General features: G+C 60.4%; 19 protein-coding genes. 6 read left to right on the forward strand and 13 right to left on the reverse strand.

All coding sequences use genetic code 11. The features are described from left to right. Window positions 1-219 precede the first annotated feature (219 nt). From pbN1_RS20460 to pbN1_RS20480, 5 genes are all read left to right on the forward strand, one after another. On the forward strand, window positions 220-1,374 hold the full coding sequence (locus tag pbN1_RS20460; RefSeq protein WP_169204098.1) for an acyl-CoA dehydrogenase family protein: 1,155 nt from the start codon (window positions 220-222) through the stop codon (window positions 1,372-1,374). A gap of 14 nt (window positions 1,375-1,388) precedes the next feature. After that, window positions 1,389-2,138 (forward strand): electron transfer flavoprotein subunit beta/FixA family protein, encoded by a 750-nt coding sequence (locus tag pbN1_RS20465; protein ID WP_169204097.1) that lies wholly within the window; start codon window positions 1,389-1,391, stop codon window positions 2,136-2,138. 13 nt (window positions 2,139-2,151) lie between these two features. Beyond that, the gene (locus pbN1_RS20470) at window positions 2,152-3,084 is read left to right on the forward strand and encodes an electron transfer flavoprotein subunit alpha/FixB family protein (protein ID WP_169204096.1); all 933 of its coding nucleotides are present in this window, start codon (window positions 2,152-2,154) and stop codon (window positions 3,082-3,084) included. A gap of 82 nt (window positions 3,085-3,166) precedes the next feature. Beyond that, window positions 3,167-4,810 carry an electron transfer flavoprotein-ubiquinone oxidoreductase gene (locus tag pbN1_RS20475; RefSeq protein ID WP_169204095.1) on the forward strand — a complete coding sequence of 548 codons (1,644 nt, stop codon included), beginning with the start codon at window positions 3,167-3,169 and terminating at the stop codon, window positions 4,808-4,810. A gap of 92 nt (window positions 4,811-4,902) precedes the next feature. Beyond that, complete coding sequence (locus pbN1_RS20480; protein WP_210147602.1) at window positions 4,903-5,085, forward strand: hypothetical protein; 183 nt, start codon at window positions 4,903-4,905, stop codon at window positions 5,083-5,085. A 61-nt stretch (window positions 5,086-5,146) separates the two neighbouring features. Here the strand turns inward: pbN1_RS20480 and pbN1_RS20485 are convergent, their stop codons facing one another. Next, on the reverse strand, window positions 5,147-6,316 hold the full coding sequence (locus tag pbN1_RS20485; RefSeq protein ID WP_169204314.1) for a transposase: 1,170 nt from the start codon (window positions 6,314-6,316) through the stop codon (window positions 5,147-5,149). Window positions 6,317-6,386: 70 nt separating this feature from the next. Between pbN1_RS20485 and pbN1_RS20490 the strand changes: the two genes are divergently transcribed. Beyond that, window positions 6,387-6,944 (forward strand): pyridoxamine 5'-phosphate oxidase family protein, encoded by a 558-nt coding sequence (locus pbN1_RS20490; RefSeq protein WP_169203564.1) that lies wholly within the window; start codon window positions 6,387-6,389, stop codon window positions 6,942-6,944. Between the two features lie 131 nt (window positions 6,945-7,075). Here pbN1_RS20490 and pbN1_RS20495 read toward each other — a convergent pair whose 3' ends face one another. The 12 genes from pbN1_RS20495 to pbN1_RS20550 all read right to left on the reverse strand — a co-directional run bounded on the left by pbN1_RS20495 (window position 7,076) and on the right by pbN1_RS20550 (window position 18,336). Further along, complete coding sequence (locus tag pbN1_RS20495) at window positions 7,076-8,212, reverse strand: MBL fold metallo-hydrolase (RefSeq protein WP_244857064.1); 1,137 nt, start codon at window positions 8,210-8,212, stop codon at window positions 7,076-7,078. Continuing rightward, complete coding sequence (locus pbN1_RS20500) at window positions 8,151-8,627, reverse strand: MaoC family dehydratase (RefSeq protein ID WP_169203565.1); 477 nt, start codon at window positions 8,625-8,627, stop codon at window positions 8,151-8,153. Before pbN1_RS20500 ends, pbN1_RS20495 begins: the two co-directional genes overlap by 62 nt. A 32-nt stretch (window positions 8,628-8,659) precedes the next feature. After that, complete coding sequence (locus pbN1_RS20505) at window positions 8,660-9,955, reverse strand: acetyl-CoA hydrolase/transferase family protein (RefSeq protein ID WP_169203566.1); 1,296 nt, start codon at window positions 9,953-9,955, stop codon at window positions 8,660-8,662. A 181-nt stretch (window positions 9,956-10,136) separates the two neighbouring features. Continuing rightward, the gene (locus tag pbN1_RS20510; protein WP_244857066.1) at window positions 10,137-11,060 is read right to left on the reverse strand and encodes a branched-chain amino acid ABC transporter permease; all 924 of its coding nucleotides are present in this window, start codon (window positions 11,058-11,060) and stop codon (window positions 10,137-10,139) included. Between the two features lie 49 nt (window positions 11,061-11,109). Continuing rightward, entirely contained in the window at window positions 11,110-11,991 is an 882-nt protein-coding gene (locus tag pbN1_RS20515; RefSeq protein WP_169203567.1) for a branched-chain amino acid ABC transporter permease, read from the reverse strand. A gap of 66 nt (window positions 11,992-12,057) precedes the next feature. Next, window positions 12,058-13,266: an ABC transporter substrate-binding protein gene (locus tag pbN1_RS20520; protein WP_169203568.1), complete on the reverse strand. Its 1,209-nt coding sequence runs from the start codon at window positions 13,264-13,266 to the stop codon at window positions 12,058-12,060. A gap of 36 nt (window positions 13,267-13,302) precedes the next feature. Then, window positions 13,303-14,031, reverse strand: a complete 729-nt coding sequence (locus tag pbN1_RS20525; protein ID WP_244857067.1) for an ABC transporter ATP-binding protein — start codon at window positions 14,029-14,031, stop codon at window positions 13,303-13,305. Window positions 14,032-14,038: 7 nt separating this feature from the next. Continuing rightward, entirely contained in the window at window positions 14,039-14,806 is a 768-nt protein-coding gene (locus pbN1_RS20530; RefSeq protein WP_169203569.1) for an ABC transporter ATP-binding protein, read from the reverse strand. A gap of 27 nt (window positions 14,807-14,833) precedes the next feature. Beyond that, window positions 14,834-15,829 (reverse strand): oxidoreductase, encoded by a 996-nt coding sequence (locus tag pbN1_RS20535; RefSeq protein ID WP_169203570.1) that lies wholly within the window; start codon window positions 15,827-15,829, stop codon window positions 14,834-14,836. Window positions 15,830-15,989: 160 nt separating this feature from the next. Further along, window positions 15,990-16,760: an enoyl-CoA hydratase/isomerase family protein gene (locus pbN1_RS20540; RefSeq protein WP_169203571.1), complete on the reverse strand. Its 771-nt coding sequence runs from the start codon at window positions 16,758-16,760 to the stop codon at window positions 15,990-15,992. Then, complete coding sequence (locus pbN1_RS20545; protein ID WP_169203572.1) at window positions 16,760-17,560, reverse strand: enoyl-CoA hydratase-related protein; 801 nt, start codon at window positions 17,558-17,560, stop codon at window positions 16,760-16,762. The genes pbN1_RS20540 and pbN1_RS20545 overlap by 1 nt, the downstream gene beginning before the upstream one ends. 8 nt (window positions 17,561-17,568) lie before the next feature. Then, on the reverse strand, window positions 17,569-18,336 hold the full coding sequence (locus pbN1_RS20550; protein ID WP_169203573.1) for a glucose 1-dehydrogenase: 768 nt from the start codon (window positions 18,334-18,336) through the stop codon (window positions 17,569-17,571). Between the last annotated feature and the right edge of the window lie 13 nt (window positions 18,337-18,349).

Genomic DNA, 18,349 nt, shown 5'->3' on the forward strand with positions numbered 1-18,349 from the left:
AGGGGCCACTCCGACTGACTTGATAAACACCACAACAGACTACTCAAAGAATATTTTTGTATCAAGTACTTTACACACTTCAAGCAATAGTCCAAGATTCAGCTGTGTATTTGCATCAACCCGTAGATACTTATAGAGCCACATCGGGCTTAAGCAGGCTCGTTATTTCAAACGCGTCGGCAGCACGATGGGCCGGCTCAGAACCAGGCGGAAAGATCAATGATTCGCGACCAGGAAACCCTTACCCTCTTGCTCGACACCCTGTCTCGTTTCGTGCGGGAGCGACTTGTCCCGGCAGAGAATCTCGTTGCCGAAACCGACGAGATTCCGCCCGACATCGTCGCCGAGATGCGTGACCTCGGCCTCTTCGGCCTGTGCATTCCCGAGCAGTACGGCGGCCTGGGACTGACCATGGAAGAGGAAGTCCTGGTCGCATTTGAAATCGCCAGGACATCACCCTGCTTCCGCTCGCTGATCGGTACCAACAACGGCATCGGCTCACAAGCGCTCATCGTGGATGGCACCGAAGAGCAGAAGAACCACTACTTGCCCAAGCTCGCATCAGGCGAACTGATCGCCTCGTTCGCGTTGACTGAACCGGGGTCCGGGTCCGATGCGGCTTCGCTTCGTACCACGGCGGTGCGCGATGGAGACTTCTACGTGCTCAATGGCACAAAGCGCTTCATCACCAACGCCCCGGAAGCAGGTATTTACACGGTCATGGCGCGGACCAACCCCGACAACAAGGGCGCCGGCGGGATCTCCGCGTTCATCGTCGAAAAGGGCACCCCCGGCCTCAGCCTTGGCAAGCCCGACAAGAAGATGGGACAAAAAGGGGCCCACACCTCGGACGTCATCTTCGAAAACTGCCGGGTCCCGGCCGCCAACATGATCGGCGGGAAGGAAGGCGCGGGTTTCAGAACGGCGATGAAGGTGCTCGACAAGGGGCGGCTCCATATCGCGGCCATTTGCGTCGGAGCGGCGGAGCGGATGCTCGACGACGCGCTGCACTATGCGATGGAGCGGCAACAGTTTGGCCAACCGATCGCTGAGTTCCAGCTCATCCAGGCGATGCTCGCGGACAGCAAAGCGGAGATCTACGCCGCTCGTTCGATGATCCTCGACGCGGCGCGTCGTCGCGACAACAAGGAGGACATCTCCACGGAAGCGTCCTGCTGCAAGTTGTTCGCCTCCGAGATGTGCGGCCGCGTTGCGGATCGCGCAGTGCAAATCCATGGCGGTGCCGGCTACGTCTCGGACTACGCCATCGAGCGCTTTTATCGCGATGTTCGCCTCTTCCGCATCTATGAAGGCACGACCCAGATCCAGCAACTCGTCATTGCACGCAACATGATCCGCAACGCCAGCGCGTAAACAAGGAATTCCCCATGAAAGTCCTCGTACCTGTCAAACGTGTCGTCGACTACAACGTGAAGGTTCGCGTCCAAGCGGATGGCAGCGGAGTCGATCTCGCCAACGTCAAGATGAGCATGAACCCGTTCGACGAGATTGCGGTGGAAGAAGCCGTGCGACTGAAGGAAGCCGGTGTCGCGACCGAGATCGTTGCAGTCTCCTGTGGCACCACGAGCTGCCAGGAAACTCTGCGCACGGCGATGGCGATCGGCGCAGACCGCGGAATCCTGGTCGAAACCGACGCTGAACTCCAGCCCCTGATCGTTGCCAAGCTCCTCAAGGCGGTGTGCGAAAAGGAACTGCCGCAACTGGTCATCTGCGGCAAGCAAGCCATCGACGATGACGCCAACCAGGTCGGCCAAATGCTGGCTGCCCTGCAGAACTGGTCACAAGCAACCTTCGCCTCAAAGGTAACGATCGACGATGGTACGGCCATTGTCACCCGCGAAATCGATGGCGGCCTGGAAACACTGGCCATCACTTTGCCTGCAGTCGTGTCCACTGACCTCCGCTTGAACGAGCCGCGTTACGCCACCCTGCCCAACATCATGAAGGCCAAGAAAAAACCCCTCGATTGCTTGAAGCCGGCCGATCTCGGCATCGACGTGGAGCCGCGGCTGACTACGCTCAGGGTCGTTGAACCGCCCAAACGTGGTGCGGGCATCAAGGTGGCCGATGTCACCGAACTCGTGAATCGACTTCGAAATCAAGCAAAAGTGATCTAAGGAGCGGACGACCATGACCATTCTCGTCATTGCCGAACATGACAACACCGCCTTCAAGGCCGCCACGCTCAACACTATCGCCGCAGCACAAAAGATCGGCGGCGAGATTCATGTGCTGGTCGCAGGCGCCAATTGTGCAGGCGTTGCGCAGCAGCTCGCTACGGTTCAGGGCGTCGCGAAAGTAAGGCTGGCAGATGCCGCTCATTACGCGTCGCACACCGCCGAGAACCTGACGGCGCTGATCCTCGCCAATGCGGCGGGCTATAGCCACGTGCTGGCCCCAGCGACGACTTTTGGCAAGAATCTGCTGCCGCGTGTCGCCGCCTTGCTCGACGTCGCACAGATCTCTGAAATCATCGGCGTCGAATCGCAAGATACCTTCGTGAGGCCCATTTACGCCGGCAACGCGCTGGCTACGGTAAGAAGCGCCGATCCGGTGAAGGTCATCACCGTTCGCACCACTGCCTTTGATCCCGCCGGGACGGGCGGCGCGGCACCGGTGGAAGATCTCGCTCCAGCAGCCGACACCGCGCAAAGCCGACTCCAAAGCCGCGAGCTCACGAAATCCGAGCGGCCAGAACTGGGCGCCGCCACGATCATCGTTTCCGGCGGCCGAGGTCTCGGCAATGGGGACAACTACCGCAAGCTGCTCGAACCGCTCGCCGACAAGCTGGGAGCCGCGCTGGGCGCTTCGCGGGCGGCAGTGGACGCCGGTTTCGTACCCAATGACTATCAGGTCGGGCAAACCGGCAAGGTGGTTGCCCCGCAGCTATATATCGCTGTCGGGATTTCGGGGGCCATCCAGCATCTCGCCGGAATGAAGGATTCGAAGGTGATCGTCGCCATCAACAAGGATCCTGACGCTCCCATCTTCCAGATCGCCGATTACGGACTGGTTGGGGATCTGTTCGAAACCGTCCCCGAGCTGGTCAGCGCCCTCTCCTGACCGAATCCCTGCCGGTGCTCCTCTCCTCCAAGTCCGGCATTTAGCCCGGCCGCACGGCCGGGCTCTTTTTTCGAGGGAAACCATGCAACGGGAATCCATGGCGTTCGATGTCGTCGTCGTCGGCGGCGGCCCCGCAGGCCTTGCTGCCGCCATTCGACTGAAACAGCTGGCGGTCGAACACGAATCGGACTTGTCGGTCTGCCTGATCGAGAAAGGTGCCGAGATTGGGGCCCACATCCTCTCCGGCGCCGTCATGGATCCGCGCGCCCTGACTGAACTGCTGCCCAACTGGAAAGAAGACGGCGCCCCGCTGAACGCACCAGTCTCTGAAGACCGTTTCTTCGTCCTTACCGAAACTGGCGCCGTCAAGGTACCGAACGGGCTGTTACCGAAGTCTCTCCGCAATCACGGGAACTACGTCATCTCTCTCGGCAACGTCACTCGCTGGCTCGGGCAGCAGGCCGAGGCACTGGGTGTCGAGATCTACCCGGGGTTTGCCGGCGCCGAAATGCTATTCGATGAAAGCGGAGCGGTGAAGGGTGTGGCCACAGGCGACATGGGTCGTCTGCGGGACGGATCCGAAGGCCCGAATTTTCAGCCGGGAATCGAGCTGCACGGCAAATACACCTTCCTCGCTGAAGGTTGCCGCGGCCATCTTGGCAAGCAGTTGCTGGCGAAATTCAACCTGAACGCAGATGCGGATCCGCAAACTTACGGCCTTGGTATCAAAGAGCTCTGGGAACTCGAACCGCAAAGGCACCAAGTCGGCCTCGTCCTGCATAGCGCGGGTTGGCCGATGGAACCGGACACTTACGGCGGCGGCTTTCTCTACCATCTCGAGAACAATCAGGTCGCTGTGGGCTTTGTCGTCGGGCTGGGCTACTCCAATCCCCACCTGTCACCTTTTGAGGATTTCCAGCGCTACAAGACGCATCCGGAAATTCGCAAATTCCTCGAAGGCGGCAAGCGCATCGCTTATGGCGCCCGGGCGCTCACCGCAGGCGGCATTCAGTCCCTCCCCAGACTCACCTTTCCCGGCGGAGCCCTGATCGGCGACGACGCGGGCTTTCTCAATGCCGCCCGTATCAAGGGCTCCCACTGTGCTATCAAATCCGGCTCCCTCGCCGCAGAGGCGTGCTTCGCGGCCCTTGCCGCCGGACGCCAGCGCGATGAACTGGATGCTTACCCTGAAGCCTTCAAACAGAGCTGGCTTTATCAGGAACTCTACCAGGCTCGCAACTTCAAGCCGTGGATGGCCAAGGGCTTCAAGATCGGTTCCATCATGTTCGGCATCGATCAGCTTGTTTTCCGCGGGAGTGCCCCATGGACCTTGCGCCACAAACTTCCCGATCACGCCAAGCTCAAGCCGGCTCACGAATGCCCGAAAATCGACTACCCAAAACCGGATGGGGTGATCACCTTTGACCGCCTATCGTCGGTCTTCCTGTCCAATACCAACCACGAGGAAGACCAGCCCTGCCATCTCCAACTGAAGGATGGCAGCGCGCCCATCCGGATCAACCTGAGGAACTACGACGCCCCCGAACAGCGCTTTTGTCCGGCCGGCGTCTATGAAATCCTCGGGCAGAAGGAGGGGCGGCCGCGTTTGCAAATCAACGCCCAGAACTGCGTACATTGCAAAACCTGCGACATCAAGGATCCCACTCAAAACATCGACTGGGTGACGCCGCAAGGTGGTGAAGGTCCGACCTATCCGAACATGTAATAAGAGCTCGCTACCCTTACTGAGATCTTTGGACCCACCAGAACAAAGCAGGCGACCTCGAAACTTAACAATGCGACAACGCGGAGTGGTCAATGGGACAGCGATTCAACAAGCTCTCTGAAAAGCATATTCAGTTCATTACTGAGCCTCTTGCAAAAGTCCGACTTCGGAAATGTGAAAGTGAGGCGTTCGCTCGCCGGGAGCGCGATTTTCGCATTGGCGGCGTCGGCAGGGCTTTTCGGCTAGGTCATTGGCATGGTTTTGCGATTTTTTGACGCAGGGAGTCCTGCCTCATTGATGGCAGTGATGTCAGGGCAGGCGTTGCGGTGCGCAGTGTCATTGTCGCAATCGCATCAACTGGTCGGCGGACAGCGCCAGGACACCGAACATCAGGTGCCCCATGACCTTGGTGCCGCCCTTGACCCGGACGGAGTTACCGCCGAACTCATCCTTGAGCCGCGCATTGCTGCGCTCGGCGACAGTGCGTTCGTTGTAACGGATCGCGTCGGCCGGCTCGAACGCCTCTTTCTTGCCGCCGCGCGGATTGTGGTCAATCAATGGGACATGGCCCAGGCTGCGGCAGTGCTCATGCAACTCGAAGCTGCAATAGGCGGCATCCATGACGTCGTAGAGATTGGTGACACGCTGCGCGCTGATCAGCGACAAAGGAATGGCGGCGCGGCTGTCGTGCATCGAGGCCGACGACAGCAGCGCCGCAATCGGCACGCCACAGTCGGCGGTGTCCAGGTGCAGCTTGTAGCCGTTCCAGCTGACTTTGTACCCCTGGGCATTGCACTTGGTGCCGCGGTCGCACACCGCGGGGATGTCCTCGAGCATCTGCGTGAGGCTCTGCTGGCGTTGGCGCTGGATGGGCGAAACCTTGGCGGGGGCACGGACTTCGCCGCGCCGGGGGCGGCCGCGTTTCTTCGCGGGGACCGGGGGCGTTGGCGCGGGGGTTTCTTCCTCGGCCATCAGGGACCATTGGGCCGCAGGCGCCGGTGTCGCCGCCGCACCCCTGGTGTGGGCCGGGCGCTCGCGTGCTTCGATCGCGGTGCCGTCGCGGCTGAGGTGCCCGATCAGCGCCCCCCCGAGGTGTTCCTTGATGAGCGCCTCATGCACCCGTTCGGCCAGACACCTCTCGGCAAACTCGTCGAAGGCGCGCGAGAAGGTGGCTTCGGAGGGCAGCTTCCGGCACGGCGGGAAGCCACAGATGCGCCGCAGCACACGATCGACCATCAGGCGCTCGATCAGCCCCACCGTGGTCGTCAGTCCCAGCACCGCCTTCGCCACGAAAGCGTTTGCCAGCCAGGCCCGCTCACAGGGCGGGCGCCCCACGCCACACCACGTCGTCGCCGTGAATTCCTCGATGCGCACCCATTCCAGGGTGTGGATGACCCGCTCCAGCTTCGGCGTCAGCGCCCCCACCTCGTTCTGCAACTCGGGCAGCAGTTCGTGCTGAATCACGTTCCAGCGTTGCAGGATCAGTTTGCGTTGGGTAGCATGCATAGGGCGGGCGTTATGATGTTTGGCTTGGTAACCGCATCATGCCAGAAATGGCCGCCCGCCCTCTCCGCCTTTGCCTCCCGCCGCAAAAAATCCCCCACGCAGAGCTCCTTTTGCAAGAGGCTCTACTGAGCAAAGGATTTTCTTCGTCGCAACGGCCACAGGCGACAGCCGGGTGAACGTTTCACCCAAAGGGATGGATTCACTGAAGGTGCTCGATGCCAACCGGATCGCCTGGCTAAATGTGACCGGCAGCGGCAATGAAACATCCGCGCACGTGCAGCAAGCTCCCAGGATGACCATCATGTTTTGCGCCTTCGATGGCCCTCCCCTGATTCTGCGGGCTTACGGGAAAGCAAGAGTCATCCATCCGGGCGATCCCGAGTGGAACGACCTCCATGCCACGTTCAACCCCCTCCCCGGAGCACGTCAGATTTTCGACGTCGCGATCGACCTGGTCCAGTCTTCCTGTGGAATGGCTGTTCCAAAATTCTCCTACGTGGGTGACCGAGAATTGCTCAACAACTGGGCTACACACCAAGGGATAGAGGGCGTGCGGCAGTACTGGACGGAGAAGAACCAACTGAGTATCGATGCCATTCCGACCCATATCGTCGAAAAAAGCGGCTAAAGTCGCCGCGGCCCACCATAGTCCCCGCCGTCTACCGACATCGCTGAGCAGCGAAGGTAACGGACGGCTTGCGATTGCCCGAAGGATCTACACTGATTGAAGTGGCATCGCGGGGACACGTTCAATCAAGATTACGTGCGGTCGGCAAGTCGATACCAATTTACGCCAGACGCATCACTCCTGACCGCCACCTCGCCTGCCTCGATCAACTGGTTCAGACAGGCAATCGCCTCACCGGTGGCGAGACTGAGCAGGAACGGATCCGACTGAACATTACGTGAAAACAACACTTCGAAGAGGTCTGTGACCCGTTTGGGCACTAGTAGCGCTTCCCGCAGGCGATCCAGGCCCCTGTGCTGACTGTTTTCGAGCTCGCTTAGCCGCGTGTGAAGCCCGTGGAAAGGTTCGTCATGTGCAGGCAAGACGAGTACGTCGTCGGGGACATGCTTCCTGATATAGGCGAGAGACGCGAGCCAATCGGACACCGGATCTGCGTTGGGCTCCATGGGATGGACCGAAACGTTCGAGGAAATCCTGGGTAGTACCTGGTCACCGGAAACCAGGAGCTTCAAGTCAGGGCAATACAGGCATGCATGCTCCGGTGAATGCCCACTCCCTACAATCACTTTCCACTCGTGCAGGCCGATTCTGAGGTGTTGCCCGTCATGTATCCGCTGATAACTATCAGGAAGAGGATACATCCACTTCCCGAAGTCACCGAAGCGTGCCCGATAGTTTTCCAGCGCGGCATCAGTCCAACCGGCAGCACGATAGAACCGGACTCCGTCCGTCGGGGCCTCTTTCCCGGTGTCCGCGGCCAGAACTCGACAGGTCAGAAACTCAAGTCGCGTCATCCATAACGGGCACAGATATCTTCGGGTGATCCAGCCAGCCATCCCGACATGATCGGGATGCATATGGGTCACAAAAACACGGGTTACCGGAAGACCGTTGAGCGGACCATCGAACAACTTGCACCAGGCTTCCGCGGTCTGCGGCGTACGCATTCCCGTATCGACAATTGCCCAGCCGTCTCCGTCCCTGATTGCCCACACATTGATGTGGGCAAGTGCGAGCGGGAGCGGCATCCGAATCCACAGCACTCCCGAGGCAACCTCCTGCACCTCACCTGGTCCGGGAGGGGATGAGCATCGATACTCGAGACTTTGAGCTTTCTCCTGTTCTTGCAGGCCGGTTCTCTGATCCTTATTGCCCATTTCTCCCCCGATCTGATTCGGTTTTACCCCTACGCAGGACGAGAAGTCCATGGTCGCCCTCGCCGACGACTTCGTCCCGTTGATTCAGCATGCTGATGTATTCGATCACCATGCCGCGCGCCGCGCTCTTCGTCTCCCGCTTGCTCTCGACACGAACCTTCACACGAACCGTGTCGCCGATGTGGATCGGATTGGTGAAGCGATAGTTCCAATAAAGCGAAGCCGTATAGGCCACATTCATGAACTCCGGAATGCGGAACTTCATCCCTTCGGTCAATGCAAGCCCGAGCAGTCCATGTGCAATTCGCGTCTTGTACGGCCCTTTCCTGGCGTACTCCTCATCCGTGTGCAGGGGAAACCAATCGCCCGACAGGGCGGCAAAGCCGACGATGTCGGCTTCGGTAATCGTCCTCCCAGGCGACAAGTACTCGCCACCCACCACAATGTCCTCAAAGTACTTTGCCACATTCGCTCCTCGTGATTGGAAGCCCCGTCGGGTCAGAGCAGCCGCATCTTCCTGGCCGCTTCCCGCAGTTCATGGCGGAAATCCGGATGTGCGATGTTGATGAGGGCCTCGGCGCGTTGCTTGGCCGTCTTTCCTCGCAGTTCGGCAACACCAAACTCCGTGACAACGTAGTTCACGTCGTTCTTGCTCGTGCTTACATGCGTTCCCGGAGACAGCGTGGGAACAATGCGCGAGATGGAGTCTTCCTTGGCGGTCGACGGCAATACGATGATCGCCTTGCCGCCGTTCGATCGATTGGCCGCACGCACGAAGTCGCTTTGCCCGCCCGTGCCGGAAATTGGGGTGAATCCCAGGCTTTCGGACCCGCATTGGCCGATCAGGTCCACCTGCATCGTTGCGTTGATCGCAATCAGGTTGTCGTTCTGGCCGGCAAAGTAAGGATCATTGGTGAAATCCGAGGGGTGAATTTCGAGTCCGGGATTGCGGTGCATGAACTCGTAGAGTTTCTTCGACCCAAGCGCGAAGGTGGCCAGCGTTTTTCCATGGTGGTAGTTCTTGCGCCGATTCGTGACGACGCCCGCCTCGATCAGGGTCATGATTCCGTCACCGAGCATTTCGGTATGAACCCCCAGATCGCGCTTGTTCGTCAGTTGCATTACGACCGCATCCGGAATCGCCCCGTAGCCGATTTGGAGGGTCGCCCCGTCCGGAATCATGTCTGCCACATATTTCCCGATCGCTTCCTGTACGGGGCCGATCTTCGGCAAGCCGACTTCCGGGATCGGATCCTCGCCTTCGACGATGGCGGCGACCTGGGAAACGTGAACATGACAGTCCCCGTGGACAAACGGCACGTTCGGGTTCGTCTCGATAACGACAGCACGCGCGCGCTCGATCGCCGCCATCGTGTAATCGGCCGCGAGCCCGAGGGAAAAGTAGCCGTGCTCGTCCATCGGAGACGCGAGCGTGAAAACCACATCCGCGGGCGTCAGCCCCCGCGCAATGAGTACTGGCAGTTCAGAGAAGTAAGCCGGGAGGTAATCGTTCCACCCCTCCTGCCCGCCCGGACGGGAAGCCGGTCCGAAAAAGTAGGCAATGTGTCGAATGTGCTCCGAGGTTGCCGGATCGACATAGTCGTACTTCTTCAAGGGAAGGATCTGGGCCACCTTCACATCGAAAAAGCTCCGACGTTGCTCCGACAATGCAGTCATGAGCCGAACAGGCTCCGCTGGCCCCGTGGGCAGAACGATCGTGTCTCCATTCCTGACAACACGAATGGCATCCTCCGCGGCCAAACGCTTCTTCAGATACAGTTCCTTGAATGACATCTTGTCTCCAGACTCATTAGTAATTATTGATGAGGGGCCGTACGCTCCGGACACCCGAGTCGTCGCCTGACCGGCGAGTTCAGGACGTAGTCCGCCCTGGGTTCCCGGCATCGAAGCGCCCCTGAAGACGCTTCGATGCCTCGATCCCATACGCAATTTGCTGAAAGTGAGATTGCTGCGGCTAGCTGACGCCAACCCGCTTGAGCAGCGCCTTGAACTCACCGACGATTCCGCGCCGGAGGGTCAGCACACACAGCACGAAGATGGCCCCCATGATCACGCTGACCCAGGATCCGACCTTGTCCGACAGTTCGCTCTCGAGCGTGACCACCAATGCCGACCCGACCAAGGGCCCGAAGATCGTTCCCAGGCCCCCGAGCAGGGTCATCAGCACGACCTCACCGGACATATGCCAATGCACGTCCGTGAGTGAAGCGAGCTGAAACACGAGGGTCTTCGTTGCGCCGGCCATGCCCGCCAGGGCGGCCGAGATCACGAAGGCGACAAGCTTGAACCTGCTCACGTCGTATCCCAGCGAGATCGCCCGCGCCTCGTTCTCGCGGATCGCCTTCAGGATCTGGCCGAAGGGGGAATGGATGGTGCGATGGACGACGAAAAACCCGAAGCAAAACACGGCATACACCAGGTAGTACATGGCCATGTTGCTCGAAAGGTCGATCACCCCGAGAAGATGTCCCCTCGGCACCCCCTGGAAACCATCTTCGCCTCCGGTCGCCCTGACCTGGAGCACCAGGAAGAACACCATCTGGGCAAGTGCCAGCGTGATCATCGCGAAATAGATACCGGTGCGCCGGATTGCCAGAACTCCGAAGAGCCAGCCGAGCAGCCCCGCCGCGAGCGTTCCCGAAATGATCCCCAGTTCCGGTGTCACGCCGACGTCGCGCATCATCATCCCGCAGACGTAACCGGAAACTCCGAGAAATGCGGCATGGCCAAAGGACAGCAGCCCGATGAAGCCGAGGAGCAGGTTGAAAGCGCACGCGAATAACCCGAAGCACAGCACCTTCATCAGGAACGTCGGGTAGATGGCGAACGGGGCGACCAACCCGAAGACGAAGAGAATCGCGAGCGTCGCTCGCGTCATTGTTTCTTGACTGGATCTGTTCCGAATCATGACTACCTCCCGGCTCGAATCAGGATCTACCGAATAGACCGGCAGGACGAATGAACAGCACGATGACCATGACAACAAACACCACGATGCTGGATCCCTCGGGATAGACCACCTTGGTCAGCCCTTCGATGACCCCGAGCCCGAGTCCCGTGAAGATCGAACCCAGGATCGACCCCATCCCGCCGATGACGACCACCGCAAACACAACGATGAGCAGATTCGATCCCATGACCGGACTCACCTGAAAGACCGGTGCGGCAAGAACGCCCGCAAAGGCGGCCAGTGCGACGCCGAACCCGTACGTGAGGGTAATGAGGACGGGTACGTTGATCCCCAGGGCCTGTACGATCTGCGGGTTCTCGGTGCCCGCGCGCAGGTAGGCGCCGAGCTTCGTCTTCTCGATCATGAACCACGTGCCGAAGCAAACCGTCAGGGCGGCGACAACAACCCAGGCGCGATAGGTCGGCAGGAACATGAACCCGAGCGGAATGCCTCCCGCCAACGCCTCGGGAACCTCGTAGCTTTGGCCCGAGATCCCGAACTGATCGCGGAAAACACCTTCGACGATCAATGCCAGCCCAAAAGTCAGCAGCAGACCGTACAAGTGGTCGAGCTTGTACAACCTCCGAAGGAGGATGCGCTCGATGGCGACGCCAAATGCCCCTACAAGTACCGGCGCGATGACAAGCGCACCCCAATAGCTGATGCCGAACTTCGTCAGCGCGATCCATGCGACGAAGGCCCCCATCATGTACATGGCGCCATGCGCGAAGTTGATGATGTTCAGCAATCCGAAAATGATCGCGAGGCCGAGGCTCAGGACGGCGTAGAACGAGCCGTTGATCAACCCCACCAACAACTGGCTCGCGAGCACCGCGGTCGGCATTCCGAGTATTTCCATGAGAATCCCCCTGCCCGGCATGGCTCACCATGCCAGGCATCCAAGATGGCAGCGCTAATTTCGTGATTACTTCTTGATCAGCGGGCAGCGCGAATCGGCCAGCGACTGGAACGCTTCGTCGCCGGGGATCGTCGCTTTGATCGTGTAGTAATCCCAGGGATACTTGGACTCGGAAGGCTTCTTGACCTGGACGAGATACATGTCGTGCACCATCCGGCCGTCGTCGCGAATCTTGCCGCCCCAGGCGAAGAAGTCGTTGATCGGCGTCTTCTTCATCTGCGCCATGACTTTCTGCGTGTCATCGGTCCCGGTGGCCTTGACCGCCTTCAGGTACTGGTAGACCGCCGAGTACTGGGCGGCGTGGATCATGGTCGGCATCTTCTTCTGCTGCTCGAAGAAGCGCTTGGACCACGCCCGCGTCTCGTCATTGCGGTCCCAGTAGAAGCCGGTGGTCAGGTACATCCCCTGTGTGTTCTTCAGACCCAGCGAATGCACGTCGCTGATGAAGATCAGCAGGCCGGCGAGCGATTGCGTCGGCGTAATGCCGAATTCGGCGGCCTGCTTGATCGAATTGGCCATATCCGCACCCGCGTTGGCGAGACCGATGACCTGGGCGCCGGAAGCCTGAGCCTTCAGGAGGAACGACGAAAAGTCGCTGCCGGGGAACGGGTGCCGGGCGTTGCCCAGGACTTTCCCCCCCTGTGCCGTGACGACCGCGCTCGCATCCTTTTCCACCGTGTGGCCGAATGCATAGTCCGCGGTCAGGAAAAACCAGCTCTTGCCCCCCTGCTGCGTCACCGCCTTCGCCGTGCCGTTGGCCAGCGCGTAGGTGTCATAGCCATAGTGAATCGTGACGTCGTTGCAATTTTCATTGGTAATCGAGCTGGCCGCCGGAGCGGTCCCGAGCACGAGCCGATTCTTGTCCTTGGCGACCTTCATCACGGCGAGTGCCACGGGGGTCGTGACGACATCGGAGACCGTATCGACGCCCTCGCGCTCGAACCATTCCCGTGCCTTGGCGGACGCGATGTCGGCCTTGTTCAGGTGGTCTGCGGTGACCATTTCGATCTTGAACGCCGGCTTTTCGGCTGCCACAAAATCCTCGATGGCCATCTTCGTCGCCAGCACCGAACCGTGGCCCGCGAGATCCGAATACTGCCCGGACAGGTCCGTCAAAACGCCGATCTTGACGACGCTATCGGAAATCTGTGCCTGAGCGAGCCCGGACATCGCCAACAACGCGACCATGCCCGCGGCAATTTTTTTCGCTTTCATCTTCTGTCTCCTTTGGTATGGGAAAAGAACCCGGCGTCAGACGCCGAGTGTTTGCTGCAGCCAATCCATCTTTTCCGGCAGCTCTTCGCGGGGGATCGTCGCCACCAGTTCGCCGTGCTCCAGCACGTAATGACGATCGGCCAATGGCGCCGCGAAGCGGAAGTTCTGCTCCACCAGCACGATGGTGTAGCCGCGCTGCTTGAGCACCGTAATGACTTCCCCCAGGCGCTTGACGATCACCGGTGCAAGCCCCTCGGTTATCTCGTCCAGAAGCAGGAGCTTTGCCCCGGTTCGAAGGATCCGCGCCATCGCGAGCATTTGCTGCTCACCGCCCGACAGCTTGGTTCCCGGGCTGTTTCGGCGCTCCTTCAGGTTGGGGAACATGTCGTAGATCTCGTCGACCGACATACCGCCACTGGCGACGACAGGCGCCAGCGTGAGGTTTTCCTCGGTCGACAGCGAGGCCAGAATTGCCCTTTCCTCGGGGCAGTAGCCGACCCCGCGCCGTGCAATTCTGTGTGTCGCCTCGTCGATGATCTGGTTGCCGTTGAGCATGATCGATCCGGTGCGCCGACCGACGAGGCCCATGATCGACTTGAGGCTCGTCGATCGACCCGAGCCGTTGCGGCCGAGAAGCGTCACGCACTCACCCTTATGAACGGTGAGATCGATACCATGCAGGACGTGCGATTCGCCGTAGAAGGCGTGCACGTCGGTCAATCGCAGAAACTCGGGTTGCGGCTGAAATGCGCTTGTCATGGTCATTCCCCGATCAGTGATGAGCGTCGCTCATGTCGTCGGAGCCGACATATGCTTCGAGCACCTGCGGATTCTTCGAAACCTCGTCGTAGCTTCCTTCGGCCAGGACCGAGCCACGCGTGAGGACAGTGATCCGGTCGCACAGGTCGGCGACGACCGAGAGGTTATGCTCGACCATCAAGATGGTTCGGTTCGCGGAGACTTTCCGGATCAGATCGACCACGCGGGAGATGTCCTCTTGCCCCATCCCTTGGGTCGGCTCGTCGAGCAGCATCAGCTCGGGCTCGAGGGCCAGGGTCGTGGCAATCTCCAGGGCACGCTTGCGCCCGTACGACATCTCGGCGGTGGTGGTGTCCGCGAAGCGCCCGAGGCCCACTTCGTCCAGCAGAGCCATGGCTTCGTCGTTCAGTTTCGAAAGGGACTTCTCGGACTTCCAGAAATGGAGCTCGGTACCGAGCTTCCGCTGCAAGCCGATGCGAACGTTCTCGAGCACCGACAAGTGCGGGAAGGTCGCCGAGATTTGAAACGACCGCACGAAACCCCGCCTGGCGGACACCGCCGGCGCTTCATGGGTGATGTCCTCACCCTTGAAGTGGATGGTCCCGGAGCTGGGCGGGAGAAACTTCGTGACCAGGTTGAAGAACGTGGTCTTCCCTGCGCCGTTGGGGCCGATCAGGGCGTGAATCGATCCACGGCGCACCTTCAGGCTGACGTCCGAGACCGCGGCAAAACCTTTGAAGTTCTTGCTGAGACCTCGTGTCTCGAGTATGAATTCGCTCATTGTCTCCTCCAGCGATCTTTGTCTTGTTTATGCGGAAACCCGGACAACGGTGCGGCCCTTGACCCGTCCTGCGACGAAGTCGTCGAAGCAGGTCGGCAGGGCCTCCAGGTCGATCACCCGCGTCACGTCCATCAGATGGCGCGGTTTGAGGTCGCTGGCCAGCCGGTCCCAGACCCGCTTGCGGGTTGGGTAGGCGATGAAGCCGGAATCGATTCCGAGGAGGCTGACGCCACGGAGAATGAAGGGAAACACCGTGCTTTCGAGCTTGAAGCCTGCGGCGTTTCCGACGCAGGCCACGGTGCCGGCCCGCTTCATTGTCGCGATGAGCCAGTTCAGGACCGGACCACCGACGTTGTCGATCGCCCCTGCCCACTGACTCGCTTCCAGCGGCCGGATATTGTCGAGATCGATCGCGGACGTGAGCCTGACCTCGGAAGCGCCAAGCATTTCCAGGTACTCGGTCTCGGTGTCTTTTCGCGTCAAGCCGACAACGTGGTAGCCGAGACGCGAAAGCATGTCGATCGCGAGCCCTCCAACGCCACCGGTTGCGCCGCTGACGACGACCGGGCCATTCGCCGGGGCAAGCCCGTTGTGCTCCATCCGCACGATGGCCAGTGCCGCCGTAAATCCAGCCGTTCCCAAGGCCATCGCTTCAAGGAGATCCAGGCCGCAGGGCAGGGGAACCACCCAATCCGCCGGCACACACGCGAATTCGGCATAGCCGCCGTGATGTGAAACCCCGATGTCGAACGCGGTCGCCACCACCTTGTCGCCCGGTGCGAACCGTGAATCCGTACTGGCCACCACCTCGCCGGCCATGTCGATGCCGCCGACACAGGGGAAGCGACGCACGATCCTCCCGGCACCGGTCGCAGCCAGCGCGTCCTTGTAGTTCACGCTCGAGTAGTGAACCCGGATAGTGACCTCGCCATCGTCAAGGTCTTCGGGTGCAAGCTGCGTCAGCCGGCCGGCAACGGTGCCGTCATCGGCCTTGTCGATCAAATATGCTCTGAAGGCGCTCATGCTGTGGTCCATCATTCGAGTGATCGGGACATCCCGAAAAGAAAGGTGGGAGGAGACCACCTCCTGGCGTCGGGCAAAGCGATCCCCTCCGGGCAGTAGCCGGATCGAAAAAACTACGGGGGGCCGCCAGGGCCGGGGGAGATCCTTCTCGGCGCGATGCTTAGGTGCCGGCAAACTCCGGTTTGCGCTTTTCCAGGAATGCCCGGACGCCCTCCCCCGCATCGCCGGTTTGCGTCGACGCCGCAAAGAGCGCCGCTTCGGCCTCGAAGCCCTGCGTCAGGGGCAAATCTAGCGCGCGAGCCACCGCCTGCCGCGCCATCAGGAGCGAAGCGGGTGGCGGACTCCCCAGGACAGTTGCGAAACTCAGACCGATGGCAATCGGGTCGTCGCCCTCGTCGATCTTGCTGACCAGCCCGATCCGCTCAGCTTCCGCGGCATCGAGAATCCGACCGGTTGCGATGATCTCGAGGGCTCGTGAGGCGCCAACGAGCCGTGGCAGACGCTGCGTGCCGCCGTAGCCTGGGATCAATCCAAGCTTGATCTCCGGGAGAGCGAATCGAGCTTTGGGGGTTGCCACCCTGAACGTACAGGCCATCGCCAATTCGAATCCCCCGCCAAACGCCACGCCTGAGACGACCGCAATGGACGGAATCGGCAGTTCATCAAGCTTGGCAAAGGTGAGCTGTCCGAGTTGCGCGAACGCCTTCTGGTCCGCAGAATTCTTGCCCAGAATCTCCTTGACGTTGGCTCCTGCGCAGAACGCCTTGCTTCCTGCGCCGACAACAATCAGAAACTTCGCTTCCGATTGCCGGACTTCGTCGATGAGGGCTCCGATGCGCTGAATCATGTCGCCGTTCAGCGCATTCAGGGCTTCCGGCCGATTCAGGGTGATGACGGCGGCGTTGGCCCGGTACGTCAGCGTGGCGCTCATCACTTGCCCTCGCCTTCCTTCCCGACATCACGGAAGCGCGGCTTGCGCTTTTCCAAGAACGCGGCCACGCCTTCATGCGACTCCGCGGTGCCGTAATAAAGGCTGAGCGCCTGCATGCCGAGACCGCCGATGCCACGGATCGAGTCGCTATCGGCGTTGAACGAGCGTTTGGCAATCGCCAGAGCGGTTGGGCTCATGGCCATGATTTCCTCGCACCAGCGGTCCACTTCGGCGTCGAGTTCGGCCGCCGGAACCACGGCATTGACCAGGCCCATCGCCAAGGCTTGCTGGGCGGTGTAGCGACGGCACAGGAACCAGATTTCGCGTGCCTTCTTTTCACCGACGACGCGGGCGAGCAAAGCGGTGCCGAATCCGGGATCGACTGAGCCGACCTTGGGGCCCACCTGTCCGAACTGGGCCGTCTCCGAGGCGATCGCGAGGTCGCAGCAAGTGACCAGCACATTGCCCCCGCCGATCGCATAGCCGTTGACCCGGGCGATCACCGGCTTCGGCACTTCGCGGATCAAACCCTGAAGCTCCTCGACCGGCAAGCCGATCAGGCCGCGGCCGTCGTAGCCGCCGTCATGCGCCGACTGGTCGCCACCGGTGCAGAAGGCCTTGTCGCCGCTGCCGGTAAGGACCACCACGCCGATTGAACGATCCCACGCAGCCTTGTGGAGCGCATCGATCAGTTCGTCGCAGGTCTTGCCGCGGAACGCGTTGTATTTCTCCGGGCGGTTGATCGTAATCCGGGCAACGCCCGCGGTAACTTCGAAAAGGATGTCGGTATAGTCGCTCATGATATTCCTCAGCCGTGCATGGTCAGACCACCGGACACGCTGATAACCTGGCCGGTAATGAAATTGGCGTCGTCGCTCGACAGGAAGGCGACCATGCCTGGAATGTCTTCAGGCTGCCCGACGCGCTTGAGCGGGATGGCGCGAATCAGACCGTCATAGATCTTCTTGCCGACATCGCCTTCGCCGACAAAGGAGCGAAGAATTGCCGTATCCGTCGGTCCAGGGCAGACCACATTGACGCGCACGTTGTGACGAGCAGTTTCGCGAGCCAGCGTTTTGCTGAATGCAATGATCCCGCCCTTGCATGCGGAATAGACGGACTCACCGGAGGAGCCCACACGGCCCGCGTCAGAGGAGATATTGACAATCTTGCCGCCCCCCTTCGCGATCATGATGGGCAAGACGGCATGCTGCAGATTCAGGGGACCCATCAGGTTAATATCCACCAGCTTCTGCCAGAAGTCCGGGCTCGTTTCGACGAATGGCTTAAGCACATCCCAACCGGCGTTATTCACCAGAACATCGATACGACCGAGGCGCTCCGTCACCTCGCCAATTTTCGCGGCCACGCCAGCATGGTCGGTAATGTCCATCACCAAGGGCGTGATCTGCCCTTCGAACTCCTTCAGGCGATCGGTCAGTGCCAGCAGGGATGCCTCATTGATGTCGCAGGCAACTACATTGGCGCCTTCTTCGCAGAAGCGCTTGACCAGCGCTCCGCCGATCCCGCCACCCGCGCCGGTGACGATCACTACTTTTTCCTTAAGACCACGCATTCTTGCTGACTCC

It is taken from the genome of Aromatoleum bremense (genome assembly GCF_017894365.1).
GTDB classification, from domain to species: domain Bacteria; phylum Pseudomonadota; class Gammaproteobacteria; order Burkholderiales; family Rhodocyclaceae; genus Aromatoleum; species Aromatoleum bremense.